Genomic DNA, 18,407 nt, shown 5'->3' with positions numbered 1-18,407 from the left:
GACGCGTCATGGGTACGAACTTCGACAACAAGACTCACGAAGAGATGCTGCAGTGGCTGGATCACGCCAACAGCCACGAACTCCAGGCTGCGGCGGATCGTCTGCTGAGTGCGGCTACCGAGATCCGAAAGATCGCCGCAGAGCTCAAGATCCGCCCGCAGTGGGTGGAGTGGAAGGGTGAAGGGGCCGACGCGTTCCGTAGGTGGAGTGCGGACCTGGCCAACGCGACCCTGCGCCTCGGCGATTACAGCAAGGGCGCTTCGCACTGGCTCAGTGAAGCGTCGAACGCGATTGTGTTGGCGCAGACGTCGACTCCCCGCGCGAACGCGGACATGAAGGCGAACCTGGAAGCGGCTCTCGGGGCACGGAACGATCCGGACGCGAAGGACGTGGTCAGGCAGTCCACGGAGACGCTGAACGCGGACCGGGAGGCGGCGGCCGCGCAGATGCGGAGGCTGTCGCAGGCGTACACCCACTCGACGACTCAGATGAAGGGGCTGGACAAGCCGGTGTTCCCGGCTGTTCCGGAGGCGATCGCGCTGAAGGACAAGGCCGACCGGGCAGGGGGAAGCGGCCAGTATCGCCAACGGGGTGTGGCCCCTGCTGTCGCAGGGGGATACACGGACGCGGCTACCAGGAATGTTCGTGGCCCTGAGTCGGAAGCCGTGGAGGCCGTTCAGCCCAGGACGGCGAGCGTTCCGTCAATGACAGTTCATTCGGCCCAGCGACCGGTGGACATGGAGATAGACAGCGTCGCTGTGCTTCCGGACCCCCCGTCGACACCGTCAGCGCCTCCACTCAGCCCGTCCAGTGGAGGCCCGGCCGACCGTACTCCAGTGCTTGGAGGGACTCCCCCCGTTGTCCGCACAGGGCCCGTCTCGCCGACAACCAATAGCGGCCGGACGCTGAGTGGTGTACGGCCTCCGGCTCCTTCTACGGGCAAGGTGGGTCCGGTTACCGGGCCCACCGGTCGGCTGCCGGGCGGAGACGGCATTGTAGGTGGCCGTCCGGCTTCGCAGGCTGCGGGACGACCGGCGGTTGGCCTTCCCCGCGGCACCGTGATCGGTAATGAGGGAACCCAATCAGGACGTGCGCCAATGGGGCATGGCATGGGGGCGGGCAGCGGTGTCGTCGGTGGACAGAACGGAATGACCGGCGGTCGACGTCTGGCTGGTGAGGCGGGTGGAGTGGTTGGTGGCCGCTCACAGACATCCGGCCGCACGAGCGCCCGCCCTTTCACTCCGGGGGGCACCGGTTTGGTGCGCGGGGCCGAGAACGGCGGTGCCGGCGGACCGATGGGACGGGCCGGCGCACTTACTCCGCAGCGGCAGACCGACAACCGTCGTGAGGGAAACGAGAGGCCGGACTACCTCACGGAGGATGAGGAGACCTGGCAGCACGACGGACGGCGCGTAGTTCCTCCGGTCATCGACTGAGCAGCTTGAACTTGCTGAAAGGGATTGGATGTTTACCGGTAGCAGTCGCGCGAAAGCCGTTTGTTGCGCAACCGCAGTGTCTGCCGCGGTTCTGGGGCTGCTGCTGAGTGGAACTGCCCCCGCGTCTGCGGATTCAGTGCGGTCGGACCAGTGGCATCTGGATGTCATGAAGGCAGAGCAGATGTGGGAGTCGAGCACTGGAAAAAATGTCACAGTCGCGGTCATCGACACCGGTGTGGATGCCTCGAACCCCGATCTCGGTGGGCAGGTTCTCAAGGGCTTGGACCTGGCGCAGGGAGCGCCCGGTGACGAACGGGTTGACCAGGGGACGCATGGAACGGCGATGGCCGGCTTGATCGCCGGGACAGGGAAGTCGGGTGGAGGCGACGGCGCATTCGGCCTTGCTCCCGGCGCTAAAATCCTTCCCATTCGTCTGCGAGATAATGCGGGAAAGGTCAACGGCGCCACAGGGAGCATGAACTTCAGCGAGGATGTTTCCGAAGGGATCCGTTTCGCTGTGGACAATGGTGCAAAGATCATCAATATCTCGCAGGGTGATGAAGCTGGTTCACAGGAAATTTCGAACGCGGTGAAGTATGCCCTTGGAGAGGGTGCGCTGATTTTTGCTGCGGTTGGAAATTCTGGAAACAAAGGGAACGGATTGGAATATCCGGCGGCGACTCCCGGTGTTGTTGGAGTGGGGGCGCTGGATAAAAGTGGAAAGAAGACTGAAGAATCCCAATACGGGGCGCAGGTGGACCTGTCGGCGCCAGGAGAGGAGATGGTCCACGCGTGTGGTGGCCCAGGAGGCCTGTGCAAATCCCACGGAACCAGCGACGCCACGGCCATCGCCTCCGCTTCCGCCGCCCTCATCTGGTCCAAGCACCCTGACTGGACCAACAACCAGGTCCTCCGCGTCATGCTGAACACCGCTGGCACCCCTACCGGTGGCGACAAGCGCAATGACTACGTGGGGTATGGCGCTGTCCGTCCTCGCATCGCCTTGAAGGATCCGGGCGATCCCGGTCCGGCCGATGTCTACCCGCTCCCTGACCTTGCTGCGGTGGCCTCCCCGTCTCCTTCCGCTCAGCCATCCAAGGCAGGTGACGGCGTTAAGGAAGGCGACAAGCCCGCTGCTGTGTCTCCGGCTGCCGACGATCACGGCGACAACACGCCGCTTTGGATCGGCTTGGGCGTCCTCGCGGTTGCTCTCGTCGGTGGCGTGGTGACCTTCGTCGCCATCCGCTCCCGCCGTCGTCGGGTCGCGGCCGCGGCTCCGCCTTCCCCTTCACATCAGCCGTCGCACGGATATCCGCTGCCGTCGCAGGGCTACCAGTCGCCGCCGCAGGCACATCAACAGCCGTCGTACGCGCCCTATCCTTCGCCGCAGGGCGGCCAAGGTGCCGACGCGCCGTACGGCGGAGCACCGAACCAGGGCGATCCGCCGAGGTGAGTGTGGATCGCCGTGCTCGCGGGGGAGGCCCACCCGGCAGTGCCAGGCGAAGGCAGTGATGCCGGGCGGTCCTTCCGGGCGCGGTGATCCTGTCGTTGGGCGGTGCCTCGACCACGCCGGGCTCTGATGCGGCCGTCCTGTTCCGGCGACGGCCTTCGGAGCGATGCAGGCTGGCGAAGGCGGTCATTGAAACGTCAGAAGAAGCATCCGAATGGCGCACGGCATGGACACGATGAAGTCCGTACGCGGCCGAGAGGCCGTCCAACACGAAGGACCGGGCCCCGTCGTCATCCTCATCACCGGTGTGATGGCCTCCGGGAAGTCCACCGTCGCCCAGGCTTTTGCAGAGCGGTTGCCGCGGGCCGTGCACGTGCGGGGTGACGTCTTCCGGCGGATGGTGGTGCCGGGGCAGGCCGAGTTGGTGCCGGGCCGCAGCCCAACTCCGGCTCCGGTACCGACTGTCCGCGATGACGGCCGACACGTATGTGGAAGAGGGCTGGACCGCGGTGGTCCAGGACGTGGTGGTGAGCGAGGAGTTGACACATACCTCGGCTTCGTACGCACGCGGCCGCTGTACGTGGTCGTGCTCGCTCCCGAAGCACGGGCCGTGGCCGAACGAGAGGCCAGGCGAGTCAAGAGAGGTTACGGGGCCGGGTGGAGGGTCGAGGCGCTGGATCGGGTGCTGCGGGGGGAGACGCCGAGGGTCGGGCCCTGGCTGGACACGACTGGGCAGAGTGTGGACCAGACGGTTGACGCGGTGCTGGGCGGATTGGAGGAAGCGAGGGTGAGGGGCTGAGCCCGCGCCCACGTGGTGAGGCAGACGTTGTCCGGTACGGCCACCAGCAGGACGTCCGCTCATCGTCGGCCATGCGTGCGATGCGGGGCTGCCCAGAGAACGGCATCGCGTCGGGGCCGGAACGTCGCGTCCCCCGTCCGGAGGCTTGTGGCACCGACGGTGGACACAACACCACGAAGAGCCGCAGCGAGAAGGAAACAGAAGGCACCTACGGCGATGGGCATCAGATCGGGCAGCGCTCGGACGGCCTGGTGCCGTCATGCGACGAGGCGAACGTTGCCGGGAGGGGGCACTGGGGCGTAGTACGAGGGGCTCGTGACAGAGTTGGGGACGAAACCGGGGCAGGGGGGCGTATGCGTATGCGCAGCAGTGAGAGGAAGCGGACGCTTCAACGAGCGTGTGTGTTGGCCGCGTTGGCGTTTTTGCTGGCCGGTGGCGTGGCCGCACCCGCGCAGGCGGACACCGTCTTTTCCGATCAATGGCACCTCAACGCCATGAAGGCCCAAGAGATATGGCGGACCAGCACCGGGAAGGGCGTCACGGTCGCTCTCATCGATACCCGCGTGCGTGAAGTTCCCGAGTTGGCGGGGCGGCTTCTCCCGGTCAAGAGCTTCGCGGGGGCGGACGCCGCGAAGCTGGACGAGTACGGCACCACGGCGGCTTCCGTGATCGCCGGTACCGGCAGGGGGCTCGGTGGCCGGGAGAGTGCGTACGGGCTCGCTCCGGGGGCCAAGATCCTTCCTCTGGTGATCCCCGATGGACGGGGCGTCGGCAACGCTGCCGCGCAGAGCGAGGAGATCAACAAAGGGCTGGCTCCGGCCATTCGATATGCGGCCGACTCCGAGGCCAAGATCATCAGTGTGTCGTTCGGCACGTACACGGACGACCAACCGGTGCGGGATGCCGTGGAGTACGCGCGGAGCAAGGGAAAGCTGATTTTCGCGGCCGTCGGTGACTTCGGCGTCGACGATCCGCAGGTGGGGTACCCGGCTGCGACGCCCGGAGTTGTCGGTGTCACGGGCATCGGCAAGGACCTGAAGGCGATCAAGAAGGCCGGTGTGGGGATCACCGTGGATCTCAGTGCCCCTGGCGAGGACGTGATCAGCGCATGCGCCGGCGGGACCGGGCTGTGCAGGAGCCGCGGCACCGGGGTGGCAACCGCTCTCGTCTCCGCTTCCGCTGCGCTGATCTGGGCCGAGCACCCCACGTGGACGGCGAACCAGGTTCTGCGCGTGATGGTGAACACGGCCAGCGGTCCCACCAGCGGGGCCGTGCGCAACGACTACGTCGGATACGGCGCCGTCCGTCCCCGTGTCGCGCTGAAGGCGCCGGGCGACCCCGGAGCGGCCGACAAGGACCCGATCCCCGACTACCGCACCGCTTCGCCGCCCCCACCCCGGCCCGCGTCCTCCCCGTCGCCGACGCCGTCGAAGGAGCATGCCGACAAGGCGGGTGCCGCGCCCGTGTTGGACGCTCCCATGTCGTCCGTGACGGACGGCGGGCACAGCGCATCCTTCTGGGCCGCTCTCGCGATGTGCGCGGTCGGCGTGCTCTGTGTCGGCATTGCGGGTCCGCTGCTGATGGCCGACCGGCGCCGTGCGCGGCTCAGCCGTCCCTGAGCCGCCACGCGGCCGTCCCGCCGCCCACGGCGAGTGCGGCCCCTCCAGCGGTGAGCGCTGTCAGGAACCTGCGCCGCGCGTGACTCATCGGCGCAGGCGGGCCGACTGCGGGGAGCAGCCGCCTCGCCTCGGTCTCGTACTGGTCGATCAAGGGCATCAGGCTGCTCTGTCGCCAGACCTTCTCGGCTCGTCGTGGGGGCGCGAACGCCTGGGCGATCTGTTCCGGTCCGGGGCGCAGTCCGGGTTCCTTGGCGAGGCAGGGAGCGATGAGGGCACGCAGCTGCTCGGGGATGTGCGACAACCGGGGCTCTCCGTGCACGACTTCGTACTGTACGGCGGCGACGTGACCGCCCGTGAAGGCGCGTTGTCCGCCTGCGGCGTACGTCAGCACAGCACCCAGGGAGAAGACATCGGCGGCCGGGCCCACCCGGTGGCCGAGTACCTGCTCGGGGGCGCCGTATCCGGGGGTGACGGGAATCTGCCCCGTGGTCGTCAGGGTGAGACCGTGTTCGGGACGGGCGATGCCGAAGTCGATGACGCGCGGTCCGTCCGAAGTCAGCACGATGTTCGCCGGTTTGAGATCGCGGTGCACGATGCCGGCGGCATGGACATCGCGCAGGGCGCGGGCCAGGGCCGAGGCCAGGACGCACACGGTCGGGCCGTCCAGCGGGCCGTGGGAGGCGACTGCCTTTTCCAGGTCGGGACCGGGCAGGAACTCACTGGCGATCCACGGGCGCCCGCCCTCGACCTGCGCGTCCAGCACCCGAGCTACGCTCCCGCTGGTGACCGTTCGTGCGGTCTGCGCCTCGCGTACGAAGCGTTGTACGAGTTGCTGATCATGCGACAGCTCGGGCCGCAGTGATTTCACCGCGGCGCGGCGGCCGTCACGGTCCTGCCCGAGGTAGACCTTGCCCATCCCGCCTTCGCCGAGTACACCGTGGAGACGGTAGGGGCCGAGCCGGAGCGGGTCTCCTGGGCCGAGCGGTTTCATGGGTCTCCTTGTCGCGAGGCGGGGCAGGTGAGCCGGAGGGGCGGGCGTGCTTCACGCAGGGCACGCGGTGGTGGGGTGTCATTCGTCCAGGCGCAGGGCTTCCACCGTGCCGTCTTGAGCACTGCCGACGAGCGTGCGCTTGTCGGTGGCGAGGGCGAAGCTGCGGATCGGCGTCTTCAACGACCGTACGTACTTCCGGGTGCTCAGGTCGATCAACCCCAGTCCGGAGGCTTCCCCGTAATAAAGACGTGTCCTGCCGAGGACGGGCGGTGCGGCTCTGGTCGATGCGTTGCCGTCCGGGACCGGCACTTCCCAGAGGAGTTCGCCGCGTTTCGCGTCCACGGCGACGATTCCCCGGCCTTTCTCGGTGGCGTAGACCACGCCGTCCCGTACGGCAGGGGGCCCGTAATGGTTGTAGCTGTTCTCGTACCTTTCGAAATAGCGGTCGCGACCGAACTCCCAGATCGCCACGCCGGTGGTCAGGCTGACCGCTTGGAGTGTGCGCGACCCGAGATACACCTGTGAACCATCGCTCGCGAGCTGCTCGCCGGTCGTCACAGGCGTGGAGGACTCGGAAGCCCATCCTGGCAGGGTGTTTTGCCACAGCACCTTCCCTGAACGGGTGTCGAACGCGGTGAGCAAGAGGTCGTGCGGCGCTTCTCCCAGGATGAGCCGGTTCCCGATGACCTTGGCGAAGCCCCTGCTGTAGCCGTCTCCCTTCTTGGCTTCCTTGAGGGGGACGCGCCAACGGACCTTTCCCGAAGAGCTGTCCACGGCGTGCAGGTGCCAGTCGTACTCATTCGGCGTGTCGCTCCCGGCCGCCAGGTAGATGCTCCCGCCGGACGCGTGCAAGAGGTCCGCAGAGCCACCCGAGGACGGCAGTTTGAAATCGGACTGGTCGGCAAGGGAACGAGCTTTCAAGCCGGTGGTGGGATCGACTGATACGAGCACATGCTCCTTCTCCGTCGAGCCGACGATCCCATAGAGCCGGGAGCCGTCCGCGACGGCCCAGGAGCCGGAAGACGTCGTGGAGTAGGTCCAGAGGTGTGTGCCGTCGGCCGGGTCCAGACCGCGCAGATGGCCCCCGTAATCCACCATGACGGTCCTGCCCGCGAAGAGCGGTGGCAGCGTGTCGTCGGCCATGGACGGATCGGTGCTCCACACAATGCGCCATGGCCCTTCCACGTCCCGGGCCGTCGGCGAAGCGGCGGGTCCCGACCCCGCAGCGGACGGCGTTTTCGCGTCCTTCGCCTCGGACAGGCCCGGCCGGAACCACAGCCCGGCTCCGGCGACCCCGGCCGTCGCCAGGCCGGCGAGGGACAGGAGCTTGCGACGTGACATCCCCGTCTTGTGCCCGGGCGCCGATGCTCCGGACCCTGTGACGGACTGTTCCGGCGGTGTCGCCGGAAGGCGCTCGGGCCTGAACTGCCAGACCTCCGTCGCGCGACGGGCGATCTCCGCGAGAAGGACGGGGGGCAGATGATCCGCGAACTGGCCGTGCCCGTCATGGAGTGCGGCAGCCAGCTCACGTGTGGTCGGCCGCAGGGGCGGGTCCTTCGTGAGGCACCGGGCCAGGAGCGGGGCCAGCGCGGCCGGTACGCCGGTCAGGTCCGGATCGGCGTAACGGACCCGGTAGAGCAGGTCGGCCGGCTGCCCGCCGCCGAACGGGCCGTGACCCGAGGCGGCGAAGACGAGGACACCGGCCAGAGCGAACACGTCACCGGCCGATGTGTGCTCCCGATCGCTCGCCTGTTCCGGGGACATGAAGGCGGGTGTACCGGCCGCCGCTCCCACGCGGGTGAGGCGGTCGTCGCCGATCGCGCGGGCGATACCGAAGTCGATGACCTTCGGACCGTACGCCGTGATCATGATGTTGGACGGCTTCAGATCGCGGTGCACCACATCCGATCCGTGTAGCTGCCCGAGCGCTCCGCACAGCACGGCGCCCAGGGCCCGCACACTGGGTTCTGGCAGTGGTCCGCACAGGGAGACCGCCTCGTCCAGGGACGGACCGAGCACGTACTCCGTCGCCAGCCAGGGCGTCCCGGCGAGCGGGTCGGCACCGATGACCTGCGCCCCGTACCGGCCCCCGATGATGCGCGCGGCGTCGGTTTCGAGACGAAAGCGGGTGCGGAAGGCGGCGTCGGCGGCGATGTGCGCGTGCACGGTCTTGACGGCGACGGTACGGCCGCCGGGGGAGCGCGCCAGATAGACCGTTCCCATGCCGCCGCTGCCGAGCCGGGCGACCAGCCGGTAGGTACCGATGTGCTGCGGGTCCTCGTGGAGCAGGGGCTTGATCATTCGTCAGCTTCCGGATGGCGTTGGACGTCTGCTGCGAGAACCGACGCGGACTGCTGGGCGATCGCCGCGATCACCCGGCCGGGCAGCCGCATACGGTGTGCTTCCGGTTCCAGGTCCAGGACGGTGGCGACCGGTGAGGTGGGCGAGTCGGGCGAGAGGGCCTGGAGTACGTCGATCGCCCGGGGGCGGGCCGCGGGATCCCGGGAGAGGCAGGCCGGCACGAGTGAACGCAGCATGACGGGAAGTTCATCCCGTTCGGGGACGGTGTGGCCGGTCGCCGCGTACGCGAGCACGGCGCCCAGCGCATAGACGTCGCCCGGTGGCCGAGGTCGTCCGCCCGCCGCCTGTTCGGGTGGGAGGCTGCCTGGCTCCAGGCCGGGAAGTCCGGAGCGCGGTTGTCCGTCCTCGGCGGCGGTCCGGACCGCACCGAAGCAGGTGAGTCGCGGACCGTCCCCTGCCAGCAGTACGGAGGCGGGGGACACCCCGGCATACGCCAGTCCGGAGGCATGGGCGATGGCTATCGTCCCCGCCAGACGGGCGCCCAGGTCCCGTAGCGTGTCGTCGGGGAACGGACCCCCGTGGACGGCCAGGGCCGTCGGCAACGGGACGGCGGGCAGGTACGGGCGCGCGCACCACACGGGCAGGCCGGGGTCCGCGCACTCGGTGACGGGAGCGAACCACGGACCGAGATGGCATCGGGATGCCTGTGCCTCGACGAGGAATCGAGCGGAAGTCGCGTTGTCCAGCGGGACGCTCACCACCGAAGTCCGGTCGCCGTCCGCGCTGCGTGCGATGAAACGTTGCTCGGGAACGGGCGATGCCCCGGGGTCGGTCGGATCCAGCCTCGTGATGACCGTGTAGGGGCCGATCCGCCGGGCGGGGGAGCGGTGTGGCTGTTGCATGCAGGGACCCCCGGACGTCACGGAACACGAGCAGCCTACTCAGTCCCGCAGATGGTGATCCCAACGGCCGTGCCCATGACCCTTGTTGAGGGTCATGGTGAAAACGGGGGCGCCACTCGTCAATGGGCCGGAGCATCGCGTCCCGGCTTCCCGCAGACAAAATCGTCCAGATATCTTGAGTCATCGACGGGCCCGCGACCGCGGCCGCGGCAATGTTCAGGGGGAAGGGAACGTGGAGAACCCGTGACGTTTGACGAGGAGTGGGCAGCGCTTCGTGCGGAGTCGACACAACGGGTCGATACGAGACTCAACGGTGTTGATGACGGAAAAGGCGGGTCAAGCGGAGCCGGTGCGGCCGATCTGGCGGTAAATCAGGACAACTTGGGTGCCATTGGGAATGAGGCATACGGGTTGCATACTCGGCTTTCCAAGGACGGTGACCATGCCCGACCTTCGACGTTCGAGGCGTCGCTCGCGTTGACCAACGGCAACTTTTCGAGCGGATCGGCGCTGCTGAAGGTCCATGACCGGTGGAACACACAACTGAGGACGCTTCTGAATGCCTGTGCGCAGATCTCGAATCATCTCGACTACAGCAAGGCGGCCCATACGAAGGACGACGTCCAGATTGCTGGTGATCTGATTTCGATCTCCAAGCTGAACGAGTATTTGAAGTAGTGCATCGGGGGGATGGGTACATGCTGAAGTTCGAGGACGTCGTCGACGCGCCCGTGGGCAAGCTGAAGACGGCCGCCGATGACTGGTCCGAGATGGTCACCAAGCTGGAGCGTTTGGCCGAGGATGCTCGCAACGGCATGAAGGCGAAGGCGGGCAAGGCCGAGTGGGAGGGCGTCAACGCCGGGGTCACCAGGGGATTCATCGGGAAGACCGCGAAGGAGTTCGGGGACGCGGCGGCCGAGGCCAAGGGCGTCAAACAGATCCTTGAGGACGCCCACACGGCCATCAAGAAGGCCAAGGACGACCTGATTAGCATTCGGGACGACGAGGGACCGGCGGCTGGAGTTCATGTCGATGCCAAGGGCAAGGTCACGGCCCGGCATCCTGTTTCGGAGATTCCGGCCGCACGGCACGACCCCGATTACTCCGAACTCCTGCGCAAGGAGAAGGCCAGTATCGAGGCGTGGCAGAAGAAGATCGGCCTCATCGTCGACAACTGCAACGACACGGATATCGCGTTCAAGAACGCGCTTGAGGCCAACGTCACCGACCGTCAGGACTTCAACGCGCCGAAGTACACGAAACTGGACCAGGAGGAGGCGGCCCGCGCTGCCGCACTCGCCGCCAAGGGCCGCGACCTCACGCACACCGAACTCCAGGCGCTCAACGAACTGCTTCGCGACAACGCCAGATCACCGGAATTCGCGAAGAACTTCTACGAGAAGCTCGGTCCGGAGAAGTCCCTTGCGTTCTTTGGGCAGCTCTCGACGGACACGTACGATTACGGAAAGGTCGACAAGGAGCGGCTCAAGGATGCCCAGGATCTCCAGAAGAATCTGGGGCTCAACCTGGCCACCGCGTCACACGACAAGGAGTTCAGCGACAAATGGGGTCCGGAGCTGCGAAAGCTGGGCACGCAGCACGTCCCACTGGCCAAGTACGACAGCAACAGCCCCTTCGGCTACCAGTTGCTTGGCGGCATCATGCGGTATGGAAACTATGACGCGAAGTTCCTCAACCCGATCGCCGAGCATGTGGCCCAGCTGCACCAGAAGGACCCCTACCTCTTCGCGCAGAACAAGGTGGTGAACAGCCCGTTTAAGAACCCGTTCAACCCCTCGGGCGTCAATGGCTCCGGCTACGATCCGACCGTGTCCATGCTGGAGGCGCTCGGACACAGCCCCGATGCGGCGAAACACTTCTTCGCCGATGAGCCGACTGCGTACAACGAGGACGGCACGGTCAACAAGGGTGCGACGGCCAACCTCGGCAAAGGCGAGGATGATGCGGCCATCGGGAATTACCTCGACTTCTTCGGGAACGAGAAGTGGACGTCCTACGGAGACGTCGACTCGCTCGACCCGAAGGAACAGAAGAAGGCGCTCGACTACATGCCGGCCTCACTGGGGCACGCATTGGAGGCGGCGACTCTCGGCTATCCGCACGACAGCCCGCATGAGGGTGTCACACGGGACGCGGACAACGCCAACGTCATGCGCATGGTCATGGAGAAGTACGGCACAGATGCCGGCCTGCCCAATACGCATGAAGCGATGTCCGGCAGCCTCGGGGTCATGGCTGCCGGGTACATCGACGACATCAACTGGGGCCTGGAAAAGCGCGATCCGGGCAGTCTCTTTGCGTCAGGCAATGGATCGGAGGGGCGTCTCGACTTCTCCGACATGGAAGAAGGTGAAGTAAGAGCCGTCACGCGTAGATTCCTCACCACCCTGGGGCATCACCCAGACGCATATGCGACAGTCTCTACTGCCGAGCAGATTTACAGTTCCAACATGCTGGAGCGCCAAGTGGGTCCGGACGGCAAGATCAACGAGGGTGGCGCGCGGGCAGTGGTGGGTACGGGCGCGGAGGTGCAGGGCATGCTCGACCAGGCCCGTGCGGATCAGGTCGTGGCATCGAAGATGAAGGATCAAGAGGATTACGAGAAGGCCGTGGCCGCCCGTTCCGGCTGGATCGAGTTCGGAGCCGGTGTAGGCATCGCCGCAGGGGTTGCCTTTCTGCCGCCCGTTGCAGCCGCAGGTGCGGCGGCAACACTTATCGAGGTGGGGACTGATGCGGGTAGCGGACTCGTGGAAAACGTCATCGGAAATTTCATCGGGGACCTGTCCGACCAGTCCGTGGATGAACACAAGGAAAAGATTGAGGAACTCACTCGGGAAGAGAAGAGCAAGGTGTTTAGCGGTGGCGAGTCCATGGCTGAGGCGCCCATGGAAAATTTCCTGGAGAGGCATGCAACTGCTGTCGACTCCGATTTTCGCCAGGACTTGAAGGAGTCGATGCGGATCGGATATGGGGTCGGGAACGACCGTGCGCAGCAGCAGGGCAATGATCCTCAGACGTGAGTCCAGTTCGGTGAGGTGCGCGGGAGGGGTGAGGCGTATGAGGTCGGTTCGATCGCGACGCGTTTGGTGTGCTGTCGGGATGGTGGCGACTTTCGGAGTGGGTGCGGCAGGCTGCGGCGAGGAGGAGCCTCCGGACCATGTCGGGGCAGCGCAGGTGTGTGAAGGGCTGTTCGCGGGTCCGCTGGAGAGGACAGTTGAGACCGTCACGGATGCGACGTCCTTTTCCTGGAGCAGTTCGAAAGGTATGCAACGAGTCGTTGACGGGCTGAAGGCCGGGTACGAGTCGGGGCACAGGTGGGCGCCAGGAGGCAGGCTGTGCGAGCTGAGCCCGAAAGGAGGTGGAATGATGAGCGATGCGAAGATCAATTTTGATATGTATCCGCCGCAGGATGTGAACGACAAGTATGTGAGTGGTCGGCACTACTACACCATGGGGAAGCGGTCCGAGGCGGCCCCTGCAGGAGCTTCTCTCTATTTCGAGTGTGTGAGCCCTCAGTTCAAGGGGTCGAAGGAACATCCGATGCGCATCTACGGCAACTTCACCCACGGGAAGGCCACCGCGCAGAACACGCTGGAGCACTTTGCGGAGAACATGACGATCATCCATGCCGCTTCCTTGGCCGTGGCCAAGAAGTTGCAGTGCGAGAACAACGGCGGGCTGCCAGAGAAGGCGGTGCTGACGCCCCGGTCCTGATGCGGTCCTGACCTGGCCCTGATCGGCTGACGCCTCGGGTTCGATGGGCGGGGCGTTGCCGGGGGATCCAGGATCCTGAACCGCCGATGGAGACCGTGACCGGATTCGAACCGGTGTAACTCGAGTTGCAGTCGAGCCCCTGAACCACTCGGGCACACGGTCATGTGTTCCTCGTCGTGGTTCGACCGTAGAGGCGCGGACCGGGGCGGCTCAAGGGCGCGGGGCGGGGTGCAACGGGACTGCCATACGGCGTTCACGAACGGGGGGTTCCGGTCCTACGACCAACGGCCTAGCGGAGGACCTCCTCCCGACAGGGCCCACCTGCACGTATGCCCCTTACTCTGGGGCCATGAGTGCCCTGGAACCCCGAGACGCCGATACCGGCACCGCCACCGACGAACCGCCCATACCGGCTTCGGCCCTGTCCTCCACCGCGCTCGCCGAGACCGGCGGGGTGCTCGGGCGGTCGTACCGGGCGCTCAGCATCGGCATCGTCTCCGTCGTGTTCCTGATCGCCTTCGAGGCGACCGCCGTGGGGACCGCGATGCCGGTGGCCGCGCGGGAGCTGGACGGTATTCCGCTGTACGCGTTCGCGTTCTCCGCGTACTTCACGACCAGCCTGTTCGCCATGGTGCTGTCCGGGCAGTGGGCCGACCGGCGGGGGCCGCTGGGGCCGCTCGCCGCCGGGATCAGCGCGTTCGGGGTCGGGCTGCTGCTGTCCGGGACCGCGGGGACCATGTGGCTGTTCGTCGCGGGGCGGGCCGTGCAGGGGCTCGGCGGCGGGCTGGTGATCGTGGCGCTGTACGTGGTGATCAGCCGGGCCTATCCGGAGCGGCTGCGACCGTCGATCATGGCGGCGTTCGCGGCGAGCTGGGTGATCCCGTCCGTCGTCGGGCCGCTCGCCTCCGGCACGGTGACCGAACACCTGGGGTGGCGGTGGGTCTTCATCGGCATCCCCGTACTGGTGGTGTTCCCGCTGGCGCTCGCGCTGCCCGCGATCCGGCGCCGGGCCTCTGGGCCGCCCGACCCCTCGGCGGGCGCCGAACCGTACGACCGCCGTCGCATCCTGCTCGCGCTCGGCATCTCGCTGGGCGCCGGACTGCTCCAGTACGCCGGGCAGCAGCGGAACTGGTTCGCGCTGCTGCCGGCCGCCGCGGGCTTCGCCCTGCTCGTGCCCGCCGTGCGCGGGTTGCTGCCGCCGGGTACCGGCCGGGCGGCGCGCGGACTGCCGTCCGTGGTGCTGTTGCGCGGGGTGGCGGCCGGTTCGTTCATCGCCGCCGAGTCGTTCGTACCGCTGATGCTGGTGACCGAGCGTGGGCTGAGCCCGACGCTGGCCGGGCTCTCGCTCGCGGCCGGGGGCGGGACCTGGGCTCTCGGTTCGTTCGTGCAGTCCCGGCCGCGCCTGGAGCCGTACCGGGAACGCCTGATGGTGGGCGGCATGGTGCTGGTCGCCGCCGCGATCGCCGCCGCGCCGTCCGTGCTGATCGACGCCGTGCCGGTCTGGACCCTCGCCGTGGCCTGGGCCTTCGGCTGCTTCGGCATGGGCATGGTGATCGCGTCGACGAGCGTGCTGCTGCTGAAGCTGTCGGCGCCGGAGGAGGCCGGGGCGAACTCCGCCGCCCTCCAGATCTCCGACGGGTTGTCCAACGTCCTGCTGCTCGCCGCGGGCGGTGCCGCCTTCGCGGCGCTCGGCGGCGGGACGGTGGGTGCCGTGCACGAGGCGGTGGCGGCGGGCGGGTCCGGTTCGCATCCGGGGGCGTTCGCGGCGGTCTTCCTGCCGATGGCGGGGGTGGCGCTGGTGGGGGCGTGGGTGGCGTCCCGGGTGCGGGCCAAGGCTTAGCCTGGCCCGCCATCGTCCGGCGCGGCCGGGCACCGCTCGGCGAGGCCCGGCATCGCTCGGCCCGGCCGGGCACTGCTCACCAACGCGTCGCCTGGTGTGCGACCCGGGTCTTCCCGCATGTCAACGGGCATCGGCTGGGCGCGGGCTTCGACGTCGGCGAGGCCGAGAAGTTCGTACTGGACGTGTGCAAGGGGGCTCTCGACAGGCAGAGGATCGCGGAGAGGCTCCCAGCATCTGCCGCGCGTGACGTCGTTTTGTGACGTTTGTGAGGGCGGTCTCAGCGCGGACGAACCGCCGTTCGTCTGTACGCGGTTCCGCCCCGCCCACCGGTAGGGTGGCCCGGTTGTCGTATCGCCTGCGGGTCCGTCCCGGCCCGTACGGACAGCACCCACGTACCCGAGAGACCCGAACCGGAGACCGTGACTACTACCGCCTCCCACCACCTCTCACCCGCCTTTCCCGGCCGCGCCCCCTGGGGCACGGCCGGGAAGCTGCGAGCCTGGCAGCAGGGCGCCATGGAGAAGTACATCCAGGACCAGCCGCGCGACTTTCTCGCGGTCGCCACCCCCGGCGCGGGGAAGACCACCTTCGCGCTGACCCTCGCGTCATGGCTGCTGCATCACCACGTCGTGCAGCAGGTCACCGTCGTCGCGCCGACCGAGCACCTGAAGAAGCAGTGGGCCGAGGCAGCGGGCCGGGTGGGCATCAAGCTCGACCCGGACTACAGCGCGGGCCCGCTGAGCAAGGAGTACGACGGGGTCGCGGTCACCTACGCGGGTGTCGGCGTCCGCCCCATGCTGCACCGCAACCGCTGCGAGCAGCGCAAGACCCTTGTGATCCTCGACGAGATCCACCACGCCGGTGACTCCAAGTCCTGGGGCGAGGCGTGCCTGGAGGCGTTCGACCCGGCGACGCGTCGGCTCGCGCTCACCGGTACGCCGTTCCGGTCCGACACCAACCCGATCCCCTTCGTCGAGTACGAAGAGGGCAACGACGGCATCCGGCGTTCCTCGGCCGACTACACGTACGGCTACGGCAACGCGCTCGCCGACGGGGTCGTCCGACCGGTGATCTTCCTCAGCTACAGCGGCAACATGCGCTGGCGCACCAAGGCCGGCGACGAGATCGCCGCCCGCCTGGGCGAGCCGATGACCAAGGACGCCATCGGGCAGGCGTGGCGGACCGCCCTCTCGCCCACCGGCGACTGGATCCCCAATGTGCTGGCCGCCGCCGACAAACGGCTGACCGAGGTGCGCAAGGGCATCCCGGACGCGGGCGGACTGGTCATCGCCACCGACCAGGACTCGGCGCGCGAGTACGCCAAGCTCCTGAAGAAGGTCACGGGCGAGAAGCCCACCGTGGTCCTCTCCGACGAGAAGGCCGCGTCGAAGAAGATCGACCAGTTCAGCGCGGACGACTCGCGCTGGATGGTCGCGGTCCGCATGGTGTCGGAGGGCGTCGACGTGCCGCGCCTGGCCGTGGGCGTGTACGCCACCACCATCTCCACGCCGCTCTTCTTCGCGCAGGCCGTCGGGCGTTTCGTGCGTTCGCGCAGGCGCGGTGAGACCGCCTCGGTCTTCCTGCCCACCATTCCGATGCTGCTCGACTTCGCGAACGAGATGGAGGTCGAACGCGACCACGTCCTCGACAAGCCCAAGAAGGGCAGCGACGAGGAGAACCCGTTCGCGGAGGAGGACAAGCTCCTCGCCGACGCCGAGCGGGCGGAGGACGAGGAGACCGAGGACCAGCTGCCCTTCGAGGCGCTGGAGTCGGACGCGGTCTTCGACCGGGTGCTGTACGACGGTGCCGAGTTCGGGATGCAGGCGCACCCCGGCAGTGAGGAGGAGCAGGACTACCTGGGGATTCCGGGGCTGCTGGAGCCGGACCAGGTGCAGCTGCTGCTCCAGAAGCGGCAGTCCCGGCAGATCGCGCACAGCCGGCAGAAACCGGCCGACGAGGCGGATCTGCTGGAGAAGCCGGCCGAGGCGCGGCCGGTGGTCACGCACAAGCAGTTGCTGGGGCTGCGCAAACAGCTCAACACGATGGTGTCGGCGTACACGCACCAGAGCGGCAAGCCGCACGGAGTGATCCACACCGAGCTGCGTCGGGCGTGCGGTGGCCCGCCGAGCGCGGAGGCCACGGCCGGGCAGATCCAGCAGCGGATCAAGAAGGTCCAGGAGTGGGCCACCCGTATGAGGTGACGGCCGCTGAAGGGGCTGCCCGAAGTGACGTGACCGCAGTGATGCGACCGCAGTGACGCGATCGAATCGCAGTGACGCGACCGCAGTGACGCGATCGAAGCGGCGGGGTGCCGGGGACGGTCCGGAGCGTCGGCCGGGATCGCTGGTGCAACGGCCCGGGGAGGGGACGGTGGTCCTCGCCCCGGGCCGTTGCCGTCGGTGCGGATGGGGAGCGTGCGTCAGGGGTGGACGCGGTACGGAGCGGGTGCGGGCCGCGCACCGGCGGACGCCGGATCGGTGGGGCGGAGGACCGGACCGGTGGGTGCCGGGGCGGTGGGCGCCCGGCCGGTGTTCACCAGGTGAACGCCGTGGACTGGGCCGAAGTGGCCACGCACGGAACGGTGGCCGAGGTCGGGGACGAGGCCACGATCTGCAGAGACCAGTTGGTGGCGCTCGGGGGAGTGGACAGCACCACGGAATCGGTGCGGTCACCGGCCGCCAGCGTGCCGGAGGTGAGCTTCAGCGGGCCCAGCGCGATCGGGCTGCCGCCGCTCATTCCCGGGTTGGTCTTGCCCGAGAACTGCACCTGACTGGTCGCACCGCCCGAGGTCCTGGTCAGCTTGAGCGTCGTCGTGATGCTGTTCGGGTCCGCGCTGGTGCCCGGCGGCATCGTGATCGCGGTGGACGTGATCTTGATGGTCTTGGACGTGCCCGAGTCGGCGGCGGTCAGGGTGGCGAGGCCGCTGCCCCAGGCGCCGCAGTCGTACGTGGCCGTCGCCGTGAGCGGGGTCACGGCGTGGGCCGTCGGTGCCAGGGCCAGCGCGGCGGCCGCGGAACAGGCCGCGGCCAGTACCAGCGGGACGCGGACGTGTCTTCGGCTCGGCGTTCCTGGCGTGGGCGACGGTACGGGAATGATCGACATGACGGGATGAACCCCTTTCGGCTGGATTCGAGGACCCGAAGATCCGCTGATCCGCAATCCACGGACTCGAAGGTGCGCGGAGTTGCGGAGTTGCGGAGCCACGGAATGGCGGGATTTCGGAATCATGAAGAGGTGGATTCACGGCCTGCCGGCCTGCCGAGTGTTCGCTCGTTCCTGCCGGGCCTGGCATGTCGGGTGAGTGAAACCATGATCTTCAGAGATGTCAAGAGAT

General features: G+C 67.6%; 11 protein-coding genes, 1 tRNA gene and 2 pseudogenes. 9 read left to right on the top strand and 5 right to left on the bottom strand.

The genetic code is table 11. The features are described 5' to 3' along the window. Positions 1–8: 8 nt before the first annotated feature. The 4 genes and pseudogenes from AMK22_RS39120 to AMK22_RS10010 all read left to right on the top strand — a co-directional run bounded on the left by AMK22_RS39120 (position 9) and on the right by AMK22_RS10010 (position 5,304). A complete protein-coding gene (locus AMK22_RS39120; protein ID WP_073783437.1) occupies positions 9–1,436 on the top strand; it encodes a hypothetical protein in 1,428 nt (475 codons plus the stop codon). A 166-nt stretch (positions 1,437–1,602) separates the two neighbouring features. Then, the gene (mycP, locus tag AMK22_RS10020; protein WP_338014146.1) at positions 1,603–2,889 is read left to right on the top strand and encodes a type VII secretion-associated serine protease mycosin; all 1,287 of its coding nucleotides are present in this window, start codon (positions 1,603–1,605) and stop codon (positions 2,887–2,889) included. A 232-nt stretch (positions 2,890–3,121) separates the two neighbouring features. After that, a pseudogene (locus AMK22_RS10015) lies at positions 3,122–3,685 on the top strand (AAA family ATPase). 353 nt (positions 3,686–4,038) lie between these two features. Beyond that, on the top strand, positions 4,039–5,304 hold the full coding sequence (locus AMK22_RS10010; protein ID WP_073783433.1) for a S8 family serine peptidase: 1,266 nt from the start codon (positions 4,039–4,041) through the stop codon (positions 5,302–5,304). Positions 5,305–5,308: 4 nt separating this feature from the next. On the opposite strand, the pseudogene AMK22_RS10005 reads toward AMK22_RS10010, so the two are convergent. The 3 genes and pseudogenes from AMK22_RS10005 to AMK22_RS09995 all read right to left on the bottom strand — a co-directional run. After that, positions 5,309–6,295 (bottom strand): annotated as a pseudogene (locus tag AMK22_RS10005) (serine/threonine-protein kinase); the annotation flags it as partial. Between the two features lie 78 nt (positions 6,296–6,373). After that, a complete protein-coding gene (locus AMK22_RS10000; protein WP_079186025.1) occupies positions 6,374–8,596 on the bottom strand; it encodes a protein kinase domain-containing protein in 2,223 nt (740 codons plus the stop codon). Beyond that, on the bottom strand, positions 8,593–9,498 hold the full coding sequence (locus AMK22_RS09995; protein WP_073783428.1) for a serine/threonine protein kinase: 906 nt from the start codon (positions 9,496–9,498) through the stop codon (positions 8,593–8,595). The genes AMK22_RS10000 and AMK22_RS09995 overlap by 4 nt, the downstream gene beginning before the upstream one ends. Positions 9,499–9,741: 243 nt before the next feature. Here AMK22_RS09995 and AMK22_RS09990 point away from each other — a divergent pair, with 243 nt between their 5' ends. The 3 genes from AMK22_RS09990 to AMK22_RS38225 all read left to right on the top strand — a co-directional run bounded on the left by AMK22_RS09990 (position 9,742) and on the right by AMK22_RS38225 (position 13,233). Continuing rightward, a complete protein-coding gene (locus tag AMK22_RS09990) occupies positions 9,742–10,176 on the top strand; it encodes a hypothetical protein (RefSeq protein ID WP_073783426.1) in 435 nt (144 codons plus the stop codon). A gap of 20 nt (positions 10,177–10,196) precedes the next feature. Next, entirely contained in the window at positions 10,197–12,539 is a 2,343-nt protein-coding gene (locus AMK22_RS09985) for a hypothetical protein (RefSeq protein WP_073783424.1), read from the top strand. 346 nt (positions 12,540–12,885) lie between these two features. Further along, positions 12,886–13,233, top strand: coding sequence for a hypothetical protein (locus AMK22_RS38225; RefSeq protein ID WP_143203537.1), 348 nt, complete (start codon positions 12,886–12,888; stop codon positions 13,231–13,233). Positions 13,234–13,320: 87 nt separating this feature from the next. Here the strand turns inward: AMK22_RS38225 and AMK22_RS09975 are convergent. Beyond that, a tRNA-Cys gene (locus tag AMK22_RS09975) sits at positions 13,321–13,395 on the bottom strand. A gap of 187 nt (positions 13,396–13,582) precedes the next feature. On the opposite strand from AMK22_RS09975, the gene AMK22_RS09970 reads away from it, so the two are divergent. Beyond that, complete coding sequence (locus tag AMK22_RS09970) at positions 13,583–15,073, top strand: MFS transporter (protein WP_073783420.1); 1,491 nt, start codon at positions 13,583–13,585, stop codon at positions 15,071–15,073. Between the two features lie 419 nt (positions 15,074–15,492). Beyond that, positions 15,493–17,274, top strand: coding sequence for a DEAD/DEAH box helicase (locus AMK22_RS09965; RefSeq protein WP_073783418.1), 1,782 nt, complete (start codon positions 15,493–15,495; stop codon positions 17,272–17,274). A gap of 331 nt (positions 17,275–17,605) precedes the next feature. On the opposite strand, the gene AMK22_RS09960 is transcribed toward AMK22_RS09965, so the two are convergent. Next, complete coding sequence (locus tag AMK22_RS09960; protein ID WP_242433898.1) at positions 17,606–18,175, bottom strand: hypothetical protein; 570 nt, start codon at positions 18,173–18,175, stop codon at positions 17,606–17,608. Positions 18,176–18,407 lie beyond the last annotated feature (232 nt).

The sequence above is a fragment of the Streptomyces sp. CB01580 genome (assembly GCF_001905795.1).
Taxonomy (GTDB): Bacteria; Actinomycetota; Actinomycetes; order Streptomycetales; family Streptomycetaceae; genus Streptomyces.
This window is presented reverse-complemented; position numbering and strand designations above follow the sequence as displayed.